This window comes from uncultured Ferrovibrio sp. (assembly GCF_937960835.1).
Taxonomy (GTDB): domain Bacteria; phylum Pseudomonadota; class Alphaproteobacteria; order Ferrovibrionales; family Ferrovibrionaceae; genus Ferrovibrio.
In genome coordinates, this window is the sequence record NZ_CALGPC010000011.1 from 25,473 (window position 1) to 47,597 (window position 22,125).

Genomic DNA, 22,125 nt, shown 5'->3' on the forward strand with positions numbered 1-22,125 from the left:
GGTCGACTCATGACGAAACGGTCCCCTCTTGCTTAACGGAGGCGGGATTTTACCCTCGGGGCAAGCCCCGGCACAAGGGCGGCAGGCAAGGCGATTCTCAAGCCTCAGCGGGTGCGGCCGGCAGGCGAATCACCGCCGTGGTACCGCGGTTTTCGACGCTTTCGATTTCCAGGGTACCGCCATGCAATTCCATGAATTTGCGGCTGATTGCCAAGCCCAGCCCGCTTCCCTCGCCGCTGCGGCTGATATTCGGGTCGCCCTGCCAGAAAGGCTCGAAGATGCGCGGCAGATATTCGGGCCGGATGCCGATGCCGGTATCGCTGACACTGACCACCAGGGTGCCGTCCGACTCGCGAAGGCCGGCGATGCGAACCTGCCCGCCGGGTGGCGTGAACTTGATCGCGTTGGACAGCAGATTGAGCAGAACCTGCTTGATGGCGCGGGCGTCGAACCGGGCGGCGGGAATGTCATGCGGAAACTCGTTGACAATGGCGATCTGCGCCTCGCGTGCGCGGCCTTTGACGATGGTCAGACAGTCCTCAACCACGCTGGAAAGCTGGTGCGCATCCAGCGATAGCTCGTAGCGGCCGGCCTCGATCTTGGACATGTCGAGAATGTCATTGATGACATGCAGCAGGTGCCGGGCGCTGACCACGATGTCCTGGGCGTAGTCAAAATACTTTTCCGAGCTGGGCCCCCACATGCGCAGCACGATCACTTCCGCGAAGCCGATGATGGCATTCAGCGGTGTGCGCAACTCATGACTCATATTGGCGAGGAATTCCGATTTGGCCCGGTTGGCCGCGACCGCATGTTCGCGTTCACGGGCATAGGAGCTCGCCAGCCGCTCCAGATCCTTCGCCTGGTTGCGCAGGCGGGTATTGGCCTCGTCCAGCGCCTGTTCGGCATACTTGCGCTCACTGATGTCGACGGCAACGGTGAGGATCGCCGTCACCCGGCCGTCGCTGTCGTGCACGGGAACCTTGCTTTCCAGAATCGTCCGCATCGTGCCGTCGGCGGCGCGATAAGAATGCTCGCGATTGAGGAAAGCGCGCGGATCCCGCAGCAGTTCTTCTTCCGCCGCATTGCTAAGCCTGATGAAGTCTGCACGCGATTCCGGCGCCAGGCCGCGCAGCGGCAGCTCGGATAGATGCCGGCCGATCATCTCTGACGCTTCGGTCTGGAAGGCTTCGGTCAGGCTGCGATTGACCAGCAGATAGCGGCCGCGAGTGTCCTTGACACTGATGCGGGCCGGGATTGCCTCCAACACGCTGTGCAGCAGTTCGCGGCCGCGTTCGACCTCTTCCTCGATCGCCACACGCCGGGTGATGTCGGTCCCGGCACCGCGATAGCCGGTGAAATTCCCCTTGTCATCGAAGACCGGCACGCCGCTGAGGCTGTAATGGCGCACATCGTCGGGTTCGATGGCGACGCGAAAGCGGAAATCGCGGAAGGGCCGCCGCGCCGCAAGATCCGCGCGGTGATTGACCCAGGCGGCGTCGGCATGGCCGCTTTCGTCGCGCAGCATGTGGTCATACGCCACCTCGGGCGACGCGCCGCCTGCCTGTGACGAATAGACCAGATCGAAATCGGCGTTGCGCTCCCAGAACCAGTCCGATGCCGCGTTGGCGAAATCGCGAAAGCGCGCCTCCGAGATGCGACGCTGCTGCACCTCGCGATTGCGTTCCGCCACGTGATCCGCGCCAACGGCGAAAATCGTATTGATCCGCGCCGCCAGCAGCCCAAATTCGTCATCCTTATGCTCAGGCGGCACTTCGATGGGAGAGACATGCGGCTGGCGAGGATCGGCGCGTTCGAGCTGTCCGACCAAGGTCAGCAACGGCCGGGTCAGCGTATAGTAGAACAGCACGGCCAAGATGAGCGCGAGGATGAAGTTACGCACCACTCCTGTCAGCAGGACCGTCCAGGCACGGGTCACGATGCTGTGTGCCAGCAGCGATCCGTCGACCGAGACACGCATTTCGCCAACCAGTTCGCGATCGCGCTGGCTGTAAAGCGACTGGATCAGCATCTCGTCATCGGCCTGCAGCAGCCGCTGAACCCATTCGGGCATGCGGCCGTCGCGCGGCCGCGCTTCCATCGCCATGAGGCGGCCGTAATTGTCATAGATCTCAGCGCGCCAGATCGGCTGGTACATCAGGAGCCCGCTGACCACGCGGGCAGCCAGTTGCTCGTCCAGCGCGTAGGCGGCCTGCGCCGCCGCCTCGTTGAGCATGTCCATGACCTGGGTCACAGTGGCCTGGCGCTGGCTGGCTTCGTTCCGGATATCGAGCAGAAGCTGGAAGATGCCCGTGATCAGGCCCAGCAGCAGCGCAGCGATCAGCGTGATCTTGACCTGCTGGACGGAAATCTGGCGCCGGCGAACCTGATTCTGGCTCCGGGTTCGCCGCTTCGGAAGCAACGCATTCATGCGTTCCGTCCTGTACCGGATCGGTCGGGCAAATCGCTACCCTGAGCCGGCGCTCCGTTTTTATTGGATCGTCCGGCAAATGTTACGCAATCCCGGGACCGACCCATTGCCCCCTCGTTCGATCATGCCTCACACAGCCGCCACTCACCCCGCAGCGGCACAATAATCAGTATAACTATTTTCAACCGGAAGTAGGTGGAATCAAGGGAAATGTTAGGTTCCGGACGAATTTGGCCGGAAACCGTCAATTAACAGCAAGCCGACACCGACAACGATGGTGCTGTCAGCGAGGTTGAAGGCTGGCCAGTGCCAGCCAAAGGCATGGAAATCGAGAAAATCGAACACGGCCCCAAAGCGGACGCGGTCGACGATATTGCCGATTGCGCCGCCGATGATGCCGCCCAGGCCGAGGGCGACCAGGCGGGTCTGCGCCCGCCATAGCCAGATCGACAGCCAGACGAGGACGGCGACGGCCACGCCGATCAGCGTCCAGCTGCGTAGATCGCTATCCTCCTGGAACAGCCCGAAGCTGACACCTGTATTCCAGACCTGCACCAGATTGAAGAATGGCGTCACCGCGACGACGGGCGGATTATGCTGCGCCACGAAGTCAAGAAAGAACGCCTTGCTGACCTGATCGGCGACCAGCACGAGCGCTGCGACGATGCCGCCCAGGCGGATCATGCTGATCGTCCCTGCTGCACTGGTTGCCAATCGCATCAGGCCGTGGGACCGACGGCTTCGCAGCAGCGCCGGCACAGGTCGTCATGGCTCTTCATCGTGCCGACCTCAGGCAGGATCTGCCAGCAGCGTTCGCACTTCTTGCCCTGGGCCAGTTCAGGCACCACGGCAACGCCCTTGGCGTCGTCGGTGCGGAACGCATGCGCTGGCCCCTCGCCTTCGCGAAGCGTAATACCCGAGGTAATGCAGATCTCGGCGAAATCGAGATCGACCAGCGCGTTCAAATCCTCGCCATTCACGTAGACTACCGGATGCGCCTGCAGGCTGGCGCCGATGCGCTTCTCGGCACGCTCGATCTCCAGCGCACCGGTGACGGCACGGCGCACGCGGCGCACGCGCTCCCATTTCGCGCCGAGCGCCGGATTGAACCACTCCTCGGGCACGGTGGGGAACAGCTCGCGATGGACGCTGCCATCCTCGCTGGGATAACGCGCGAGCCAGGCCTCTTCCGCCGTGAAGCAGATGAACGGCGCCAGCCACTTCACCAGGCAGTTGAACAGCTGGTCCAGCACCGTGCGGGCAGCCCGGCGGCGGATGCTGTCCGGCGCGTCGCAGTAGAGCGCATCCTTGCGGATATCGAAATAGAAGCTCGACAGATCAACGGCGCAGAACTGGTACAGCGCGACATACATGCGATGGAAATCGTATTCTTCGCAGGACGCACGCACCACCTTGTCGAGTTCGGCCAGGCGATGCTGAACCCACTGCTCCAGCTCCGGCATCTGATCATGCGGCAAACGCTCGGATTCCTGGAAGCCGGCGAGATTGCCAAGCAAGTAGCGCAGCGTGTTGCGCAGGCGGCGATAGGCATCCGACTGCGCCTGAATGATGCTGGGTCCTACGCTTAAGTCTTCCGAGTAATCCGACGAGACGACCCAGAGCCGGAGAATGTCGGCACCGGATTTTGCGATCACGTCCTGCGGCTCGACCGTATTGCCGAGCGACTTGGACATCTTGCGCCCCTTCTCGTCCAGCGTGAAACCATGCGTCAGCACGGCATCGTAGGGCGCGCGGCCGCGGGTACCACAGCTTTCCAGCAGCGAGGAATGAAACCAGCCGCGATGCTGGTCGGAGCCTTCGAGATAAAGCGAGGCCGGCCATTTCAGATCCGGGCGCTGTTCCAGCACGAAGCTGTGGGTGGAACCGGAATCGAACCAGACATCGAGAATGTCGGTCACCATCTTCCAGTCGTCGGGATTGTACTTGCTGCCGAGGAAATCGGCCGGCTTGGCGGTGAACCAGGCATCGGCACCGTCCTTCAGGCAGGCTTCGACGATGCGGTTGTTGACCTCCTCGTCGCGCAGCAGCTCACCGGTTTCCTTATGCTCGAAGACGGCAATCGGCACGCCCCAGGCGCGCTGGCGGCTGATCACCCAGTCGGGGCGCTGCTCGATCATCGCATAAAGCCGGTTGCGGCCCTGCGGCGGATAGAAGGCAGTCGCGTCGATGGCCGCCAGCGCCTTCTTGCGCAGGTCGTTGGTGGTCATCGAGATGAACCATTGCGGCGTGTTGCGGAAGATCAGCGGTGCCTTGGAGCGCCAGGAATGCGGATACTGGTGCCGCAGGCGGCCGCGGCCGAGCAGGCCATTTGCTTCGGTCAGCACGGCGATGACGCGGCTGTTGGCGTCGCCTTCCTTGCCGTTGTCGTCGAAGATGCGGGCCGGATTGTCGCCCCCGAAGATCGGCACATGACGGAAATAGCGGCCGTCCTCATCGACGGTATGCGGCACTTCGATGCCGTTCGCGATGCCCAGATTGTAGTCGTCGGCGCCATGGCCCGGCGCGATGTGAACGAAGCCGGTGCCGGCATCCATGGTGACGAAATCGCCATGGAAAACCTGCACGTCGTAATCATAGCCCTGGCCGCGCAGCGGATGGGCGCAGACGGTGCCTTCGATCTCGCTGCCCTTCAGCGTCGCGATCACGCTATGGGCGGTGATCGCGCAGGCCTTGGTGACGCTTTCGATCAGATCCTTCGCCACCACCACCTCTTCGCCGGTCTTGGCCAGCGTCTTCTCGCCCACCGCATCGACGCGGATACGCACATATTCGGCATCCTTCGACAGCGCGATGGCGCGGTTGCCCGGCATGGTCCAGGGCGTGGTGGTCCAGATTACGATGGCGGCGCCTTCCAGCGCCTTCACGCTCGGCTTCACCACTGGGAATTTCGCAAAGATCGTGTGCGAGGTGTGTTCGTGATACTCGACCTCGGCCTCGGCCAGGGCCGTGCGCTCGACGATCGACCAGAGCACCGGCTTGGAGCCCTTGAACAGGCCGCCGTTCATCAGGAATTTGTGGATCTCGCGGACGATCTGCGCCTCGGCGGCGTAGCTCATCGTGGTGTAGGGATTCTTCCAGTCGCCGATGACGCCGAGCCGCTTGAATTCCTCGCGCTGCACATTGATCCAGTGCTCGGCGAACTGACGGCATTCCTTGCGGAACTCGTCGATCGGAACATCGTCCTTGTTCTTGCCGGCGCTGCGGTACTTTTCTTCGATCTTCCATTCGATCGGCAGACCATGGCAGTCCCAGCCCGGCACGTAGTTGGCGTCATAGCCCATCATCTGCCGCGACCGGTTGATCACGTCTTTCAAGATCTTGTTCAGCGCATGGCCGATATGCAGATGGCCGTTGGCATAGGGCGGGCCGTCATGCAGGACGTATTTCTCGCGGCCCTTTGAATCGGCGCGGAGCTTCTCGTAGAGGCCGATCTTCTCCCAGCGGGCCAGGATCTCCGGCTCCTTGGCGGGCAGGCCAGCCTTCATCGGGAAATCGGTGGTCGGCAGGAAAACGGTAGAACGGTAGTCTTTGGTCATAACATCACTCGGGATGGACGCGCCTGTCGGCGTCTGGGCAGCGCTAATTTTCGGAAAATTCTAGGTATTCCCGGCCCTTAGAAAAGGACCGGGCCGCTAATTCGAGCCGGCCGCCGACCGGTGGCAATGGCAAATAGCCCAATCATGGCGATGGTTTAGCATCTGGCCGGGAGGCTGTCGAGGCGGCCTAGGCACCCCGCAGCAGCCGTTTGGCGGCCAGCACATCCTCGGCGATCTTGGCCTTGAGCGCCTCGATGCCCTCGAACTTCTCCTCCGGCCGGATGAAGCCGTGGAATTCGACCCGCATCGGCCGGCCATAGAGGTCGCCGCAGAAGTCGAACAGATAGACTTCCAGCTTCACCTCGGTCTGGGCGAAAGTCGGGCGGATGCCCAGGCTGGCGACGCCGTCATGCTGTTCCCCGTCGACCACGGCGCGGACCGCATAGATGCCGAATTTGGGCACCTGGAAATCCGTCATCGCGACATTGGCGGTGGGATAGCCAAGCTCCCGGCCGCGCTTGTCGCCATGCTCGACCACCCCCACGACCTCCCAGGGCCGGCCGAGGATGCGGTTGGCCGCGGCAATGTCGCCGGCTTCCAGCAGGCGGCGGACACGGCTGGAGGAATAGACCTCGCCATCGCCCTGGGCCGAGACGACAGTGACACCGATACCATGCCTGGCGCCGAGTTCGCGCAGCAGATCGGTATTGCCCGCCCGCGCCTTGCCGAAGGTGAAGTCGTAGCCGACCACGACATGGCTGAGCCCCAGATCGCGGGCCAGAATGTGATCGACGAAATCCTGCGGCGACTGGCTGGCCAGCGTTGCATCGAAAGGCATGGCCAGAACGATGCCGACGCCAAGCTCAGCGAGGATACGCGCCTTGGTCTCCAGGGCGTCGATGCGAAACGGCTGCGAATTCGGCACGAAGAAGCGGCGCGGATGCGGCTCGAATGTCATCACCGCCAACGGCTTGGCCTTGCGCTCGGCCTCGGCCTTGGCAGCCGCGATCAGCGCGCGGTGGCCCTGATGCACCCCGTCGAAATTGCCTATCGCCGCAACGGCACCGCGCGACGATGGCGGATAACTTGCGCTGGAGCGCAGCAGCCGCATGATGGCTCACTCTTTGGTCTGGCTGGCTTACTTTACCTTGCGGCTGACCATCAAGACAGCCTCGCCATCGATCACAACCGTATCGCCGACCCGGCATTCGCAGGCAAATTTCACCCGCCGCTTTTCCTGGTTGATCTCCAGGATGGTGACCTTGGCAACCACGGTATCACCGATGCGCACTGGCGCCTTGAAGCGCAGATCCTGCGACACGTAGATGCAGCCGGGACCCGGCAGCTTGGTACCGAAGACGGTGCTCAGCAGGCTGGCGCCCAGCATGCCGTGGGCGATGCGGCCCTTGAACGGCGATTTGGCGGCAAAGTCCTCGTCCAGATGCACCGGGTTTGTGTCGCCCGACAATTCGGCGAAAGCGACGATGTCGGACTCGGCCACGGTCTTGGAATAGACCTCGGACATGCCAACCGACAGGTCTTCCAGGTAATAGCCATGCATGGCCTGATAGGTCATCGCGTATTCCTCGGCTGCGAATCGGACGGCGTCGGTTGACCTTGTGTGAAGGCGCGGCGACTATACGGGACCGTCCTCACACCCGGCAAGCGCCGCATCCTTTTACCTATGGCCGAAATCCGCCCGTTATCCGCGTTTTCCGCCGCTGAACGCCGCGGCATCAGGTATGTCCTCACCGACATCGACGACACCCTGACCACGCATGGTCGGCTGACCGCCGCCGCGTATACGGCGCTGGAGCGCCTGGAAGCGGCCGGCCTTAAGGTCATTCCGATCACCGGCCGCCCGGCCGGCTGGTGCGACATGATCGCGCGCTTCTGGCCGGTCAGCGGCATCGTTGGCGAGAACGGCGCGCTATACATGCGCTATGACCGCGCCGCCAAGGTGATGCAGCGGCGCTTCTTCCAGTCGCTTGAGGAACGCCAGGCTGCGCGCAGCAAGCTGAATGCGCTTGCCGAAAAGATTCTGCGTGAGGTGCCGGGTACGGCGCTCGCTTCCGACCAACAATACCGGGAATGTGATCTCGCCATCGACTTCTGCGAGGACGTACCGCCGCTGTCGCGTGAAGACGTGGATCGCATCGTCGCGCTGTTCGAGCAGGCCGGCGCGACGGCAAAGGTCAGTTCGATCCATGTCAATGGCTGGTTTGGGCATTGGGACAAGCTTGCGATGACCCGCATCTTCTTCGAAGAGAACTATGGAGTCGATCTCGATCAGGTGCGTGACCAAATTGTGTTCGCCGGCGACAGCCCGAACGATGCGCCGATGTTCGGGTATTTCCCGCATAGCGTGGGCGTCGCCAATGTGCGGCCCTTCCTCGACCGCATCGCCACGCCGCCGGCTTACGTCGCGGATGACGAAGGCGGCGCCGGCTTCGTACAGCTTGCCGACGCGTTGATCGAGGCGCGGAGCCAGTAAGGCTTACGCGGCCCTGGCGAGCTTCGGCGCACCAAACAGCATGCCCTGGCCGAAGGGGAAATCCAGCTCGCTGAGCTGCACAAGCTCGGCCTCGCTTTCGACTTTCGCCAGCACCGGCGTAATGCCCTGACGTGTGCAGGCCTCACGCAGATCAGCCAGGCTGATCGGTGCGCGCGCCGCAACCTCTGGATCGAGCAGCACCTGAGCGTCGAACTTCATGAACCGCACGCCCGCCTTGGCAAGGCCCGCAAAATCGACATCCAGTTGGTCGACACCGTCAATCGAGATTGCATAACCCAGCGCCGCCAACTGGCTCAGGCGATACAGGCCGCTGCGATCAAGCCGCCGGATTCCGTCATAGACAAATTCCAGCACGATGTTGCCGGCGCGCTCGCGATCACGCTGCAGGAAATCGAACAGCGGATCGAAGGTTTCGATCTGCGCCAGCATGGCTGGCGACAGATTGAGGAAGAAGCCGGCATCCTTGGCGCGATGCTCCAGCTTGCGCACCATCTGTACGCCGCGCAGCAGCATCAACGCGTCGAATTCAGCGCGCAGGCCGGCCGCCTCCAAGGCATTCAGACATTCCGCTGCCTGATAGGCACGGCCAGCGGCATCGCGCGGACGGGCCAGCAATTCGAAGAAGCGGATACGGCGCTGCGGCAGGCTGACGATCGGCTGCACGTGCAGCTCAACGCGGTTGTTGTTGAGCGCATCGCGCACGGCTTCCAGCAAGGTGCCGTCATCCACGGGCGCCGGCGCCACTTCTGTATTGGCAACCAGACGCGGCTCAGCGCGCGGCATATTGGTGGCAACGGGTGCAATTTCTTCCACCTGCTCCTCGCCGCGCAGCCGCGCCAGTTCATCCGACAGCGCATCGATTTCGGCCACCAGGCGCCGCCGCTCGATATGCCGCAGTACCTTTTCGCGGACCGCCCAGAACAGCATCAGCAATCCAAGGGCCAACAGGCCAGGATGCTGCCCCGCCAGTCCAGGCACCAGCCGGGTCAGACTGACGCCGGCGATCAGCGCCAGCAGCGACAGGGCAGCAAAGGTGAGTATTCCGGGCAGGGTGATCATGCGGCCTCTCCAATCGGCCATCGCGCCTTTGTGTATGGCCGGGACGGATCGCGGCGCTATAGTTAATCCGGCCCAGCGTTAACGGAGGGTGAATCGATGCGGCACGATTCAAAGCAGTTCACTGCGGGACGAGACCGGACTTGGGCGCGACGCGATCTGCTGGCCTGGACCGGCGCAGCCACTCTTTGCGCCACCCTTCCCTTTTCCATCGCCGCCAAGTCGAGGACCGGCATGAGCGCGCATGATTTCGACCTTACCTCCATCGACGGCCAGCCCCTGCCGATGCGGCAGTTCCGGGGCAAGGCGGTGCTGCTGGTCAATACGGCCTCGCAATGCGGCTTCACGCCGCAATATGCCGATCTGCAGAAGCTGTGGTCGGATTACCGCGACAAGGGATTGGTGGTGCTGGGCGTGCCCTCCAACGATTTCGGCAACCAGGAACCAGGCTCGGCGCAGCAGATCAAGGAATTCTGCGAGGTCAATTTCGACGTCGATTTCCCGATGGCCGAGAAGCAGAAGGTGATCGGCCAGGATGCGCATCCGCTCTATCGCTGGATTGCCAGCGAACTCGGCGAGGACGCCCTGCCGAAATGGAATTTCCACAAATACCTCATCGCTGGCGATGGCAGCCTGGTCGAGGTCTTTCCCAGCCGCGTCAAGCCGACCGACCCGAAGGTGATCGGCGCCATCGAGGCCCAGTTGCAGAAACTGAAGGGTGCCTGAAGTCCCGTCATCCGGCACTTATGCCTGATGCATGGCCTCCTTCGCATGGCCTGTGTATAGTCCGCGCCACGTGAAGGAGATGCCTATGACAATCGATACCCAGGAGCAGCTGGATCGCCTCATGAAGGTCGGCGCGGTAGTGGCGACGGTTTGCCGGATGATGGGCAGCCGCCTGGAACCGGGCATGACCACCAAGGAACTGGACGATCTCGGCCGCGCCGCGCTGGAGAAGGAAGGCTGCCGCCCCGCGCCTGCCCTGATGTATGACTTTCCCGGTGCCACCTGCATCAGCATCAATCATGCGGTCGCGCATGGCATCCCGGACGACACCAGAATCCAGCCGGGCGATATGGTGAATATCGACGTCTCGGCCGAGCGCGACGGTGTCTTCGCCGATACCGGTGCCAGCTTCATCGTGCCGCCCTCACGGCCCGAGCAGGAACATCTCTGCCAGACCACTCGCAAGGCTCTGAACCGCGCCGTGCAGACCGTGCGCACCGGCCAGAAGCTGAATGCCATCGGCCGCGCCATCGAGCAGACCGCCAGCCGCCATGGCTACAGCGTGATCCGCAATCTCGGCAGCCATGGCGTCGGCAATTCGCTGCATGAGGAGCCGGGCTTCATCCCCGGCTTCTACGATCCGCGCGACCGGCGCGTGATGCAGGAAGGCATGGTCTTCACCATCGAGCCTTTCCTCTCCACCGGCGCCGAATATGCCGACGACAATGGCGATGGCTGGACGCTGGTGACCGAGCCCGGCATCCTGACGGCGCAATACGAGCATACCCTGGTGGTGACCAAGCGCGGTCCGATCGTCGTCACCCGCTGACGGCATCCTCTGCTGATTGCATGACGGCCCGCTTATGTCGCCCAAAGCCATCCTGTTCGATCTCGACGACACGATCCTCTCCGCCTATGGCAATCCCGGTGCCGCCTGGCTGTCGGTCGCCGACGAAATGGCGGACGCGCTATTGCCGCTTTCGCCGCTGGAGGTCGTCGAAGCGATTACCGCCTATGCCAGGGATTTCTGGGCCGATCCGGACCGGCACCGGACCTGGCGGCTGAAACTGGCCGCGGCCAGACGGACCATCGTCACCGGCGCATTCACTGCCTTGCGTGACACCGGCCGCCCGGTTCCGGACATGACCGTCGCCGAACGCCTTGCTGACCGCTACACGGTCTATCGCGACGAACGCATGCATCTGTTCCCCGATGCCCATACGGTGATCGACACCTTGAAGGCCCGGGGTCTGCGGCTTGCGCTCGTGACCAATGGCGCGGCCGAAGTGCAGCGCGCCAAGATCGAACGCTTCGACCTCGCGCACCGCTTCGATCATATCCAGATCGAGGGCGAAGTCGGTTTCGGCAAGCCGGAAGAGCAGGCCTATCTGCATGCCATGCAGGCTTTGGGCGTCACCGCCTCCGAGACCTGGATGGTGGGCGACAATCTGGAATGGGAAGTCGCAGCGCCGCAGCGGCTTGGCATCTATGCCATCTGGCACGATGCTTTGGGCCAAGGCCTGCCGCCGCATAGCCCCGTCCGTCCAGACCGCATCATCCGCGCCCTGGCCGAGTTGCTGTGAGCTGAACTGCCGTGAATTACCGCCACGCCTTCCATGCCGGCAATTTCGGCGACGTGCTCAAGCATGTCGTGCTGCTGGAATTGCTGTCGGCCCTGCATCGCAAGGCAAGCCCGGTGCATCTGATCGATAGCCATGCCGGCATCGGCGTCTATGATCTCGCCTCCTCCGAGGCGCAGCGCGGCGGCGAATACCGGCTGGGCGTCGGCGCCGTGCTGGCCGATCCGGCGGCTCCGCGCATCCTTCCGGCCTATCATGCCGCACTCAAAGCGCTCAATCCGGAGCTGGGATCCAGCGGCGAGGGCCTGCGGCGCTATCCCGGCTCGCCCTGGCTGCTGCGGCAAAGCCTGCGGTCCGACGACCGTCTGACCCTGTGCGAACTGCACCCGCAGGATATCGAAACGCTGAAGCGTAATATGGGCCGCGATCCGCGCATTGCGGTCCATCACCGCGACGGCTTCGAGGCGCTGAAGGCTTTGACGCCGCCGGTGCCGCGCCGCGGCCTGGCGCTGATCGACCCGGCTTTCGAGGCCAAGGATGAGTTCACCACCTTGAGCAGGGCCGTGCAGGCCGCGCATAGGCGCTGGGCCACCGGCCTCTTGGCGATCTGGTATCCAGTCAAGGATCAGAAAAGCATCGACCGCTGGAAAGCCGACCTCGCCGCACCGCTGACGGCGCAAACAATCGCCGTCGAACTCACCATCCGCCCGGCAAAGGAAGCCAGGCAGATGAACGGAAGCGGGCTGATCGTCGTCAACCCGCCCTGGCAGTTCGCTGACAGCCTGAAACCGATGCTGGATTTCCTCAAAGCCAGGCTGGCGCGCGAGGCTGGTGCGACGGCACGGATCGAAACGCTGGTCGAAGTCGACTAGCTGTTAATGGCGAGCTGTCAGTGGCTGGCGATCAGTGGATCGTGCCCGAGGGCGGCAGATCGTCATCCTCATCCTCGTCCTCGTCGTTCTCGGCATCTTCGTCCTCAGCCATTCCCATCGCCGGGGGGCTCGCCACCGGCCCGGCCTGATGATGGCTCAGCTTCCAGCCCTTGCCTTCGCGCACGAAGATGTTGCTGGCGATCAGATACTGGTTCTCGACCCGCTCGAAGCACAGTACCAGCGCGACATCGCCCCATAGCGTGACGCGCGGCGAGGTCGCCTGCACCGCCGGCTGCGCCGGGTTGGACAGAATGCGGCGCCAGCCTTCCAGCACCGCATCGCGGCCGATCAGCGGCGGCCAGCCCGGATGGATGCAGCAGACCGGCGCGACCTTGGCCCAGAGGCTGGCCATGGCTTCGAAATCGTGGCTGGCAAAGGCCCGGTAGAAGGCAGCATTGGCCTCCAGCAGGGCGGTCTCGTCGTCAGGCGTCATCATGCTTTTACTCTATGACGCGGATCGGCGGCGCGATAGAGGTCTCGTCCAAACGTCCACTGGGCGCTTGCGGCCCGCCGCGCCGCATGCTTCTCTGCGCGCCATGACGCTACCGCCCTTCGCCGTGCTGATGGTCTGCACGGGCAATATCTGCCGCTCTCCCACCGCCGATGGCCTGCTGCGCCATGCCCTCCGGCAGCATGGCCTGGAAGGCCGGGTGCTGGTCGATTCCGCCGGCACGCATGGCTACCATGTCGGCGAGCCGCCGGACCCGCGCAGCATCGCCACCGCCCGGCGCTATGGGGTCGATCTCAGCCCCTTGCGGGCGCGGCGCATCGACAAAAGTGACTTCCAGCGTTTCGATCTGATCCTGGCGATGGATGACGGGCATCTCGACATCCTGCTGCGGGCCTGCCCGCAACAGTATCAGTCGAAGGTGAAACTCTACCTGGAATATGCGCCGCAATTCGGCCGCGAGGTGCCCGATCCCTATTATGGCGGGCCGGAAGGCTTCGAAGCGGTCTATCGCATGTGCGAGGCCGCGACGGCTGCGCTGATCGACGAGATCCGCGCCCGCTTGGGCCTTACCGCTCTGCCTGTATCTGGAAATTAGGCGCCCGGGCTGATATCCGAAGGCGCATTACGGATTACGTTGTCAGATGAGTCGGAAATGTCTCGGTTCTTTTCCATCATCGCTATGGTGCTGATCGGCTTGAACGGACCGGTACTGGCCCAGTCCAACGATCAGCAGGAAACCAAGGAACGGGCGGTGCTGATCGAGGCCTGCGTTAAGGAAATGCGCAGCGGCCTTAAAGCCGGGCAGGTTATGAGCAACCATCAGCGCATTATGGCCGAAGAGACCTGCCGCGCACGCGCCGACGCCTATCTGCAATCGCGCCGCAATACCAAGCCCTGACCTGCCCTTAGATCTTCCGCCTGCGGAGCAGACCGGCCGCTTTTTCTGCTCCCGCCGCAATCCTTTGATGGGCGGACGTGACGGGATCGCCTATAGTCGGTTCGGTGATGCAGCATAAAAGGGGTTGCCGTGATGATTGCGCTTGCCCGCCGGGCCATGGTCGCGGCACTGCTGGCCGGGTTTGGCATCCCTGTCATTTGTATTTCTGCGATGTCCAATGAAAGCAGGCCGAAATCCGCCGGTCAGTTGATCGGGGAATGTATGCGCGAACTCGATCGCGGGCAGAGTGTCGGCCGTAGGAAGATGACCCCACAGCAACGCATGACGGCGGAGGCGCAATGCCGCGCCCGCGCCGAAGCCGCAATCGCCGACCGCAAGAACTGAACTACACGCTCAAGACAGAGCCGCCGGCTTAGGTCCGCCGGTCGCCCAGTCCAGCAACTCCACCGTATGCAGCACCGGGACAGCTTCGCCGTTCTCGATGCCATCGTGCTGCAGGCCATTGGCGATCTGCACCAGACAGCCGATATTGCCGGCCGCCACCGCCGCCGCACCCGTGCTGGCGATATTCTTCACCTTGCGGGCACGTAGCTGCAGCGCCAGATCCGGCTGCAGCAGGTTGTAGGTGCCGGCAGATCCGCAGCACAGATGCGCCTCCGGCACATCGCGCACGTCGAAGCCCGCCTGCGCCAGCAACTGCTTCGGCAAGGCCGTGATCTTCTGCCCGTGCTGCAGCGAGCAGGCACTGTGATAGGCAACCGTCAGCTTCGCCGCCGCTCCGGTGGGTTTCAGCGTCAGCTGCTGCATCACTTCAGTGACGTCCTTCGCAAGGCTTGCGATGGTCGCCGCCTTTGCCGCCCAGGCCGGATCGCTGCGCAGCATGAAGCCGTAATCCTTCACCGTGGTGCCACAGCCGGACGCATTGATCACCACGGCATCGAGACCATTGGTCTCCAGTTCGCGATGCCAGGCGGCGATATTGGCCTTCGCCTTGGCCAGCGCATCGTCTTCCTTGCCCATGTGATGGGTCAGCGAGCCGCAGCAGCCCGCGCCCTGCGCCACCACCACCTCGCAGCCATGGCGCGTCAGCAGGCGGATCGTCGCCTCGTTGATCCTGGGATCGAGCACGGTCTGAGCGCAGCCGGTCAGCAGCGCCACGCGCATCCGCCGCGCGCCTTGTGCGGGGAAGACCTGTGGCCGGTCCATCGCCGAGGCCTGCGGCAGATGCCGCGGCGCGAGCGACACCATGGCCTTCAGCGTCTTGGGCAGCAGGAAGCGGAAAGGCTTGGCCAATTGCGCAAGACGCAGACTGAAGCGGAACAGTCTGGGATTGGGAATGACACGTGCCAGAAGGCCACGCAGCAGCCGGTCGCTCAGCGGGCGGCGATAGGTCTGCTCGATATAGTCGCGCGCATGATCCACCAGATGCATGTAATGCACGCTGCTCGGACAGGTGGTCATGCAGGACAGGCACGACAGGCAGCGGTCGACATGCCGCACGGTCTCTTCCGTGGCAGGCTTGCCGCTTTCCAGCATCTGCTTGATCAGATAGATGCGCCCACGCGGGCTGTCGCGCTCATCGCCCAGCAGCACATAGGTCGGACAGGTTGCCGTGCAGAAGCCGCAATGCACGCATTTGCGCAGGATTTCGTTGGACGCGGCAATGCCGGGATCGGCGAGCTGGGCAAGGGTGAAGCTGGTCTGCATGGTCTAGATCCCCGCCGCCATTCGCCCCGGATTGAGGATGTTCATCGGATCGAAGCTCTCCTTCACGCGGCGCGCCAGGTCTGCCAATGCGGGCGGTTGCGGATGAAAGACGGAAATGGTGCCGCGCAAGGCGGCATCGGCGCGGATCAAGGTGGCATGGCCGCCGTGTTTCGCGACCGCGCCGCGCACCGGCGGCTCGCCCGCATCCTCGCCCGGCGCAAGGCTGAGCCAGATCAGGCCACCGCCCCAGTCGTAGAAGGCTTCTGCATCGGGACGCACCGCCACGATCTTGGCCATCACGACCGGACCCGCCATCGGCGCAGTGGAGATGCGCCATAGCACACGATCCTGCGGCAGCACGAAATAGCTAACATCGCGGATCTCGCGCCACAGCCAGGAGGAATTCATCGAATGCAGTTCCTCCAGCGCACCGAAATCCTTCAACAGATCGCGCAGGGCCTCGCAGCGCGCCTTCACCGATACATCCGTGCCTTCGACGCGGATGGCGGTCACCGCCTGCTGCGCCTGGGCGACATAACCGACACCGGATTTGGCAGCAATGCCTGCCGGCAGATGCGCCAGGCCGCTGACTTCATGCGGCGAGGATGCAGCCACAGCCATTGCCTGCGCCGCCTTGGCATCATCGAGGCCGAAGATCAGCACAGTGCGGGTTTTCTCGGGCGCGGGCAGCACCTTGATGGTCGCCTCGGTCAGCGCGGCAAGCGTGCCATAGGCGCCGCAGACAAGCTTGGGCAGGTCATAGCCGGTGACGTTCTTCACCACTTTGCCGCCTGCCTTGAAGATTTCACCCCGGCCGGAGACGGCCACGAAACCAAGCAGATGATCGCGCATCGCGCCGGCCTTGAACCGACGCGGGCCGGCCAGGTTGCAGCCAATCGCGCCACCCAAAGTGCCGCGATTGGTGGGACCGCCCCAGAGTGGGCCGAGATCGGGCGGCTCGAAAGCCAGCATCTGGTTCTGCGCCGCCAGCTGCTTTTCGATATCGCCGATCAGCGTGCCGGGTCGCACGGTCATTACCAGTTCGGCGGGTTCGTAATCGAGGATGCCATGCAGACGGCTTAAGTCCAGCGCATAGCCGCTTTGCGACGGGCGGCCAAGCTGCGCCTTGCTGCGATGGCCGTGCAGATCGAGCGGCTTGGCTTCCGCAGCGGCCCAGCGGATCACATCGGCCACGTCGCTTATGCCATGGGGAACGAACGTCTCAGGCATGGAAGCCCACCTTCCCTTTTTCGGACCGCGGCTCGAACACGCAGATGACAGTCGTGCTGAGCATCGTCAGAACCTCGGCAGATCGGGGAAAGCGATCTTCCCCTTATGCACATGCATCTTGCCCATCTCGGCACAGCGATGCAGTTGCGGGAATACTTTGCCCGGATTGAGCCTGTGGTTCGGATCGAAGGCGCATTTGACGCGCTCCTGCTGCGCCAGATCGGTTTCGGAGAACATCGCCGGCATCAGGTCGCGTTTCTCGACACCAACGCCATGCTCGCCGGTCAGCACGCCGCCGACTTCGACGCAGAGCCGCAGGATGTCGGCGCCGAAGGCTTCGGCGCGTTCCAGCTCACCCGGATTGTTTGCATCGTAGAGGATCAGCGGATGCAGATTGCCGTCGCCGGCATGGAAGACATTGGCGACGCGCAGGCCGTATTTCTCCGACAGTTCGGTCATGCGGGTGAGCACGTCAGGCAGCCGCTTGCGCGGGATCGTGCCGTCCATGCAGAGATAATCGGGTGAGATACGGCCGACAGCCGGAAATGCTGCCTTGCGTCCGGCCCAGAAGGTCAGCCGCTCCTCCTCGCTTTGAGATACGCGCAGATAGGTCGAGCCGCAAAGCTCGGCGATCGCCTTCACCCGCGCCAGCAGGTCGTCGACCTCCGCCGACGGCCCGTCCAGTTCGATGATCAGCAAGGCTTCGACATCGCGCGGATAGCCGGCATGGACGAAATCCTCGGCGGCATGGATGGCCGGACGGTCCATCATCTCCATGCCACCCGGGATGATGCCGGCTGCGATCACCTTGGCAACGCAATCGCCGGCGGCCTCAGAAGATGGAAAACCGGCCAGCAAGGCGCGCTGCGTCGCGGGCTTAGGGAGTATGCGCACGGTGACCTCCGTGATCACGCCCAGCAGGCCTTCGGAGCCGCAGATCAGGCCAAGCAGATCGTAGCCTTCCGCATCCAGATGCTTGCCGCCCAGCCGCACGATCTCGCCATTCATCAGCACCATCTCGACGCCGAGGATGTTGTTGGTCGTGAGGCCGTATTTCAGGCAATGCACGCCGCCGGAATTCTCAGCCACGTTGCCGCCGATGGTGCAGGCGATCTGGCTGGAAGGATCGGGCGCGTAATAGAAGCCGCGATGCTCGACCGCACGGGTGATGCCGAGATTGGTCACGCCCGGCTGCACCACAGCGCAGCGATTGTCCCAGTCGATCTCCAGCACGCGATTGAACTTGCCCATGCCGAGCAGCACGCCATCGGCCAGCGGCAGCGCGCCACCGGAAAGAGAAGTCCCGGCGCCGCGTGGCACGACCTTCACGCCGCGCTCGTTGCACAGCTTCAGCACGGCAGAAACCTGCTGCGTGTCGCTCGGCAGCACCGCAACCAGCGGCAACTGGCGATAGGCGGTCAGCCCGTCGCATTCGAAAGCGCGCAAGCTGGTCTCGTCAGCGATCACCCCCTCACCCGGCACGATCTGGCGCAAGGCCGCGATCAGCTCGAGCCGCTGGGCGATGATCTCCTGCTCGGGCGCTGGCATCAGCATGGCGTCAGCCTTTCCTTTGTGGCTTTGGCATCTTTGGCTTTGAAGTCAGCCGGGCGGCATGGCGCGCCGCGGCCTGGGTGATATGCGTCCGCGCCGCCTGTGCGGCGGCCTGCGCATCGCCTGCCTCGATAGCGGCCAGCAGCCTGGCATGTTCGGCCTGCGAGACCTGCGCGCTGCCGGCGGCGATGGCATCCGGCATCCAGGTCACCGCCCGGCTGGCGGAAAAATGTTGCGCCAGGAAAGCGGCGAATTGCGCGAGATACGGATTCTGCGCCGCCGCGGCGATGGCGGCATGGAAAGCGTCATCGGCCGCCGCGCCGTCCTTCGCGCCGGAACCGGCCAGCGCCTGCTCCATCTCGTTGAAAGCGGCGCGCAGGGCCTGCAGATCGGCCGGCGTGCGGCGCTGCGCCGCCAGTTCCGCCATGCCGGCTTCCACCACGGCGCGCAGTTCGAAGATATGCGGCAGGTCCTCGGCCGGGATCGCCGCGCCATTCTGCCCGATGCGGAAATTGGCCAGTCCCGGCCGTGCGGCGACGAAGGCCCCCGCGCCCTGCCGTGTCTCGACAAAACCATCGGCCTTCAGCCGGGCAATGGCTTCGCGCACCACGGCGCGGCTGACATGGAAACGCTCAACCAGCTGCTTTTCGGTCGGCAGCCGGGCGCCGGGCCGGAATTCGCCACCCCGGATGGCGGCCGCCAGCTGGCCCGCCAGGGCATCGCCAAGGCCGGCGGGACGAAGAAGGCTATGGGACTGCGATTCGATCATCCCGACGACTAACCTGAGCAAATTTGTCTGACAACCTGACAAATCGCCCAGATCGGGCGGGAGGTCAAGGCAAAACCGGTAGCTGAAACGACAACGGCCCGGCTGCGTGAGCAGCCGGGCCGTCGAGAAACCCAATCAGCCGAGGCGTTTAGCCTGGCGGAACGCCTTAACCCTGGCGCGCCTTGAAGCGCGGGTTGGTCTTGTTGATCACGTAAACCCGGCCCTTGCGGCGGATCACGCGGCAATCACGATGACGGCCCTTAGCCGACTTGAGCGAATTTACGACCTTCATGGCACCTGACCTTTAATAGAATGCCGGGCGGAATAGAGGTCCGCCCGGCGGAAAAAGCGGGCGGACCATACCGGCGGGGTCTTGCCCTGTCAACCGGAAACCCGCCCGGTAACTGCCTAGAATTCCTGCCAATCGTCATCATCGGCGGCGACCATGACCGGCGCGGGCTTCGGGGTCGGCTTGGGCTCCGGTTTCGGCACGGCTTTCAGCGCCGGGGCGAGCTTGGGAGCGGCCTCTTTGGGCTGTTCCTTGGCCGCCGATTCCTTGGCGGGCTGAGAGACTGCCGGCCGCATCATCGGGACCACGCGAGATTCCGTAGCCTCCAAAGCATTGGCGCCGGTTTTGAAGAAGGCCGCCAGTTCGGACAGCGTATTCGCCTGATCGTTCAGCGAGGCCGCAGCCGCCGTCGTCTCTTCCACCAGCGCGGCGTTGCGCTGGGTCATCTCATCCATCGAGCCGACCGCGGTGTTGATCTGCTCCAGGCCCGTGGCCTGCTCGCGGCTGGCGGCGGCGATCTCGGCCACGATATCCGACACCTTCTTGATCGAGGCGACGATATCGGTGAGCGAGGAACCGGTCTGGTTCACCAGGCCAGCTCCGGTCTTCACCTGCTGGTTCGATTCCGTGATCAGCGCCTTGATGTCCTTCGAGGCATTGGCCGAGCGCTGCGCCAGCGCACGGACTTCCTGCGCCACCACGGCGAAACCCTTGCCCGCTTCGCCCGCACGCGCGGCTTCGACGGATGCGTTGAGCGCAAGCAGGTTGGTCTGGAAGGCGATCTCGTCGATCAGGCCGACAATGTCGGAAATCTTCTGCGCGCTTTCCTCGATGCGGTTAACCGCCGAGACGGCATCGCCGACCACGCTGCCACCTTTCTCCGCCGTGTCGCGGGCTGCGGTAGCAAGCTGATTGGCGGCCTGGGCGTTGTCGGCATTCTGCTTCACCGTGGTGGTGATCTCATGCATCGACGCCGCCGTCTCTTCGATCGAAGCGGCCTGGCTTTCCGTGCGCTGCGCCAGATCCTGGCTGCCCGTGGTGATCTCCTGCGCCGCGTTCTTCACCGAACGGGTGGCGGCCGAAAGACGCGTCGCAAAGTCGCGCAGGCGGCCAGCCATCGTATTGGCGCTGTCCTTCAGCTGGCCGAACACGCCGTGATAGTCGCCCTTCACCGACTTGGTCAGATCACCATTGGCGAGCGCCTCCATCACCTCGGCCAGTTCGCCGGCCATGGTCTGCAAGGTCGCGGTGAGGCGATTCAGCTCCTGGCTGGTGGAGAGGAAGAAGCCTTCCTTGCCGCTTTCCGAGATGCGGCCGCTGAGGTCGCCCTGGGCCACCTTGTTGACCAGGCTTGCGATTTCCTCGCCTGCGGCGCGTTCGCGTGCCTCGCGTTCCTGGCGGCGCTGCTCGGCCTCCTCACGCTGGCGCGCGATCTGCGCCTCCGCCTCGCTGCGGGCGACCATGTTGTCCTTGAAGACCTGCACGGCCTTGGCCATCTCGCCGATCTCGTCGCCACGCTCCTTGCCGGTGACATCAACGCTGACATCGCCCTGCGCCAGCGTGTTCATCACACCGGTGATGCGGCTGATCGGACGCGTCAGCGTGACCACGACGATGTAGAGCGCGAGCAAAACAGAGATTGCAATGGCAACGATGGTGGTCACGATCAGCAGCGGCCGCTGCGTCTGGTAATAGTTGTTCAGATCGTTGCTGACCTCGATGATCCGCTCGGCATTGCGCTTGGTGATCGCCTCGATCTGCCGGTTGAGCGCCTGGCGATTGGAGCGGTTGGCGTCATTGTCGCCGAATTCGCGTCCCTTCTTGGGATCGACCTCCGCACCGAGCCGCGCCAGTTCGCGGCGGAACTGGACGAACTGGTTCACCGTGGCGATGAACTGCCTGCCTTCCTCGCTATTCGCCTGCTCAGGTCCGACCAGGCCGCTCCATTCCTTCACCAGATCTTCGATCTGCTGCAGGAAGCGCAGCATGCCATCGGCGAAGGGCTTGGCGGCGGCGGTATCCGCCGACATGTAGACGCCGCGGGAATCCATCACCACCGCATAGACCAGCGCGTTCAGCCGCTCGCCGAACTGGGTCTGCTTGGCGACGCTCTCCATGACGGCGGTCTGCCGCTGGTAGCGATCGAGAGAAAGCACCCCCATTAAGCCGATGGCTGCCGAGGCAATGGATAGAAGCGCGACAACCGCGAGAACGCGCGGGCCGATCTTGATGGACGTCAGCGACATTATAAGAACCCCTTCCGCCTTCCTCGTTACTTGAGGATCAAGATTGCCTTATCGCGACCAATCGACGCAAATTATCAATTGTTTATAGCGGAATCGTATTCTTCTACCGGATGTATATGGACTGCGCGTAATAGTGGTCCAGACACAGATTGATGTGGCCGCCACTCGTCGCGGGTCGAAACGACGG

Annotated in this window: 21 protein-coding genes; 8 read left to right on the forward strand and 13 right to left on the reverse strand. The window is 63.6% G+C overall.

The features are described 5' to 3' along the window. Positions 1-97: 97 nt before the first annotated feature. The 5 genes from Q0603_RS11135 to Q0603_RS11155 all read right to left on the reverse strand — a co-directional run bounded on the left by Q0603_RS11135 (position 98) and on the right by Q0603_RS11155 (position 7,564). Entirely contained in the window at positions 98-2,431 is a 2,334-nt protein-coding gene (locus Q0603_RS11135; RefSeq protein ID WP_298725599.1) for an ATP-binding protein, read from the reverse strand. Positions 2,432-2,644: 213 nt separating this feature from the next. Continuing rightward, entirely contained in the window at positions 2,645-3,190 is a 546-nt protein-coding gene (lspA, locus tag Q0603_RS11140) for a signal peptidase II (RefSeq protein WP_366132551.1), read from the reverse strand. Next, the gene (ileS, locus tag Q0603_RS11145; protein WP_298725601.1) at positions 3,151-5,988 is read right to left on the reverse strand and encodes an isoleucine--tRNA ligase; all 2,838 of its coding nucleotides are present in this window, start codon (positions 5,986-5,988) and stop codon (positions 3,151-3,153) included. Before ileS ends, lspA begins: the two co-directional genes overlap by 40 nt. Positions 5,989-6,175: 187 nt before the next feature. Beyond that, positions 6,176-7,099: a bifunctional riboflavin kinase/FAD synthetase gene (locus tag Q0603_RS11150; protein WP_298725603.1), complete on the reverse strand. Its 924-nt coding sequence runs from the start codon at positions 7,097-7,099 to the stop codon at positions 6,176-6,178. A gap of 27 nt (positions 7,100-7,126) precedes the next feature. Then, positions 7,127-7,564, reverse strand: coding sequence for a MaoC family dehydratase (locus Q0603_RS11155; RefSeq protein WP_298725605.1), 438 nt, complete (start codon positions 7,562-7,564; stop codon positions 7,127-7,129). A 108-nt stretch (positions 7,565-7,672) separates the two neighbouring features. Between Q0603_RS11155 and Q0603_RS11160 the strand changes: the two genes are divergently transcribed. Continuing rightward, positions 7,673-8,482 (forward strand): HAD-IIB family hydrolase, encoded by an 810-nt coding sequence (locus tag Q0603_RS11160; RefSeq protein WP_298725607.1) that lies wholly within the window; start codon positions 7,673-7,675, stop codon positions 8,480-8,482. A gap of 3 nt (positions 8,483-8,485) precedes the next feature. Here Q0603_RS11160 and Q0603_RS11165 read toward each other — a convergent pair whose 3' ends face one another. After that, entirely contained in the window at positions 8,486-9,562 is a 1,077-nt protein-coding gene (locus Q0603_RS11165) for an EAL domain-containing protein (RefSeq protein WP_298725609.1), read from the reverse strand. 231 nt (positions 9,563-9,793) lie between these two features. On the opposite strand from Q0603_RS11165, the gene Q0603_RS11170 reads away from it, so the two are divergent. The 4 genes from Q0603_RS11170 (at position 9,794) to rlmJ (ending at position 12,737) form a co-directional block, all read left to right on the forward strand. After that, positions 9,794-10,285, forward strand: a complete 492-nt coding sequence (locus tag Q0603_RS11170; RefSeq protein ID WP_298725945.1) for a glutathione peroxidase — start codon at positions 9,794-9,796, stop codon at positions 10,283-10,285. An 85-nt stretch (positions 10,286-10,370) separates the two neighbouring features. Beyond that, the gene (map, locus tag Q0603_RS11175; RefSeq protein WP_298725611.1) at positions 10,371-11,114 is read left to right on the forward strand and encodes a type I methionyl aminopeptidase; all 744 of its coding nucleotides are present in this window, start codon (positions 10,371-10,373) and stop codon (positions 11,112-11,114) included. 34 nt (positions 11,115-11,148) lie between these two features. After that, positions 11,149-11,868: an HAD family hydrolase gene (locus Q0603_RS11180; RefSeq protein WP_298725614.1), complete on the forward strand. Its 720-nt coding sequence runs from the start codon at positions 11,149-11,151 to the stop codon at positions 11,866-11,868. 11 nt (positions 11,869-11,879) lie between these two features. Further along, entirely contained in the window at positions 11,880-12,737 is an 858-nt protein-coding gene (rlmJ, locus tag Q0603_RS11185; RefSeq protein WP_298725616.1) for a 23S rRNA (adenine(2030)-N(6))-methyltransferase RlmJ, read from the forward strand. 31 nt (positions 12,738-12,768) lie between these two features. Here rlmJ and Q0603_RS11190 read toward each other — a convergent pair whose 3' ends face one another. Then, the gene (locus tag Q0603_RS11190) at positions 12,769-13,233 is read right to left on the reverse strand and encodes a nuclear transport factor 2 family protein (RefSeq protein WP_298725618.1); all 465 of its coding nucleotides are present in this window, start codon (positions 13,231-13,233) and stop codon (positions 12,769-12,771) included. A 100-nt stretch (positions 13,234-13,333) separates the two neighbouring features. Between Q0603_RS11190 and Q0603_RS11195 the strand changes: the two genes are divergently transcribed. The 3 genes from Q0603_RS11195 to Q0603_RS11205 all read left to right on the forward strand — a co-directional run bounded on the left by Q0603_RS11195 (position 13,334) and on the right by Q0603_RS11205 (position 14,530). Continuing rightward, positions 13,334-13,843, forward strand: coding sequence for a low molecular weight protein-tyrosine-phosphatase (locus Q0603_RS11195; RefSeq protein ID WP_298725620.1), 510 nt, complete (start codon positions 13,334-13,336; stop codon positions 13,841-13,843). A gap of 57 nt (positions 13,844-13,900) precedes the next feature. Next, positions 13,901-14,146: a hypothetical protein gene (locus Q0603_RS11200; RefSeq protein ID WP_298725622.1), complete on the forward strand. Its 246-nt coding sequence runs from the start codon at positions 13,901-13,903 to the stop codon at positions 14,144-14,146. A 132-nt stretch (positions 14,147-14,278) separates the two neighbouring features. After that, positions 14,279-14,530 carry a hypothetical protein gene (locus Q0603_RS11205; protein WP_298725624.1) on the forward strand — a complete coding sequence of 84 codons (252 nt, stop codon included), beginning with the start codon at positions 14,279-14,281 and terminating at the stop codon, positions 14,528-14,530. A 9-nt stretch (positions 14,531-14,539) separates the two neighbouring features. Here Q0603_RS11205 and glcF read toward each other — a convergent pair whose 3' ends face one another. From glcF to Q0603_RS11235, 6 genes are all read right to left on the reverse strand, one after another. Beyond that, entirely contained in the window at positions 14,540-15,853 is a 1,314-nt protein-coding gene (gene glcF, locus Q0603_RS11210) for a glycolate oxidase subunit GlcF (RefSeq protein ID WP_298725626.1), read from the reverse strand. Positions 15,854-15,856: 3 nt separating this feature from the next. After that, entirely contained in the window at positions 15,857-17,083 is a 1,227-nt protein-coding gene (gene glcE, locus Q0603_RS11215; RefSeq protein ID WP_298725628.1) for a glycolate oxidase subunit GlcE, read from the reverse strand. A 66-nt stretch (positions 17,084-17,149) separates the two neighbouring features. Next, entirely contained in the window at positions 17,150-18,637 is a 1,488-nt protein-coding gene (locus tag Q0603_RS11220) for an FAD-linked oxidase C-terminal domain-containing protein (protein ID WP_298725630.1), read from the reverse strand. 4 nt (positions 18,638-18,641) lie between these two features. Continuing rightward, a complete protein-coding gene (locus Q0603_RS11225; protein ID WP_298725632.1) occupies positions 18,642-19,403 on the reverse strand; it encodes an FCD domain-containing protein in 762 nt (253 codons plus the stop codon). 166 nt (positions 19,404-19,569) lie between these two features. Beyond that, a complete protein-coding gene (gene ykgO / locus Q0603_RS11230) occupies positions 19,570-19,695 on the reverse strand; it encodes a type B 50S ribosomal protein L36 (protein WP_298725634.1) in 126 nt (41 codons plus the stop codon). Between the two features lie 116 nt (positions 19,696-19,811). Further along, the gene (locus Q0603_RS11235; protein ID WP_298725635.1) at positions 19,812-21,938 is read right to left on the reverse strand and encodes a methyl-accepting chemotaxis protein; all 2,127 of its coding nucleotides are present in this window, start codon (positions 21,936-21,938) and stop codon (positions 19,812-19,814) included. Between the last annotated feature and the right edge of the window lie 187 nt (positions 21,939-22,125).

Coding starts and splice junctions, on each gene's coding strand:
- Q0603_RS11135 (WP_298725599.1), bottom strand. CDS start 2,431: ATGAATGCGTTGCTTCCGAAGCGGCGAACCCGGAGCCAGAATCAGGTT.
- ileS (WP_298725601.1), bottom strand. CDS start 5,988: ATGACCAAAGACTACCGTTCTACCGTTTTCCTGCCGACCACCGATTTC.
- Q0603_RS11150 (WP_298725603.1), bottom strand. CDS start 7,099: ATGCGGCTGCTGCGCTCCAGCGCAAGTTATCCGCCATCGTCGCGCGGT.
- Q0603_RS11155 (WP_298725605.1), bottom strand. CDS start 7,564: ATGACCTATCAGGCCATGCATGGCTATTACCTGGAAGACCTGTCGGTT.
- Q0603_RS11160 (WP_298725607.1), top strand. CDS start 7,673: ATGGCCGAAATCCGCCCGTTATCCGCGTTTTCCGCCGCTGAACGCCGC.
- Q0603_RS11165 (WP_298725609.1), bottom strand. CDS start 9,562: ATGATCACCCTGCCCGGAATACTCACCTTTGCTGCCCTGTCGCTGCTG.
- Q0603_RS11170 (WP_298725945.1), top strand. CDS start 9,794: ATGAGCGCGCATGATTTCGACCTTACCTCCATCGACGGCCAGCCCCTG.
- map (WP_298725611.1), top strand. CDS start 10,371: ATGACAATCGATACCCAGGAGCAGCTGGATCGCCTCATGAAGGTCGGC.
- Q0603_RS11180 (WP_298725614.1), top strand. CDS start 11,149: ATGTCGCCCAAAGCCATCCTGTTCGATCTCGACGACACGATCCTCTCC.
- Q0603_RS11190 (WP_298725618.1), bottom strand. CDS start 13,233: ATGATGACGCCTGACGACGAGACCGCCCTGCTGGAGGCCAATGCTGCC.
- Q0603_RS11195 (WP_298725620.1), top strand. CDS start 13,334: ATGACGCTACCGCCCTTCGCCGTGCTGATGGTCTGCACGGGCAATATC.
- Q0603_RS11200 (WP_298725622.1), top strand. CDS start 13,901: ATGTCTCGGTTCTTTTCCATCATCGCTATGGTGCTGATCGGCTTGAAC.
- Q0603_RS11205 (WP_298725624.1), top strand. CDS start 14,279: ATGATTGCGCTTGCCCGCCGGGCCATGGTCGCGGCACTGCTGGCCGGG.
- glcF (WP_298725626.1), bottom strand. CDS start 15,853: ATGCAGACCAGCTTCACCCTTGCCCAGCTCGCCGATCCCGGCATTGCC.
- glcE (WP_298725628.1), bottom strand. CDS start 17,083: ATGCCTGAGACGTTCGTTCCCCATGGCATAAGCGACGTGGCCGATGTG.
- Q0603_RS11220 (WP_298725630.1), bottom strand. CDS start 18,637: ATGCTGATGCCAGCGCCCGAGCAGGAGATCATCGCCCAGCGGCTCGAG.
- Q0603_RS11225 (WP_298725632.1), bottom strand. CDS start 19,403: ATGATCGAATCGCAGTCCCATAGCCTTCTTCGTCCCGCCGGCCTTGGC.
- ykgO (WP_298725634.1), bottom strand. CDS start 19,695: ATGAAGGTCGTAAATTCGCTCAAGTCGGCTAAGGGCCGTCATCGTGAT.
- Q0603_RS11235 (WP_298725635.1), bottom strand. CDS start 21,938: ATGTCGCTGACGTCCATCAAGATCGGCCCGCGCGTTCTCGCGGTTGTC.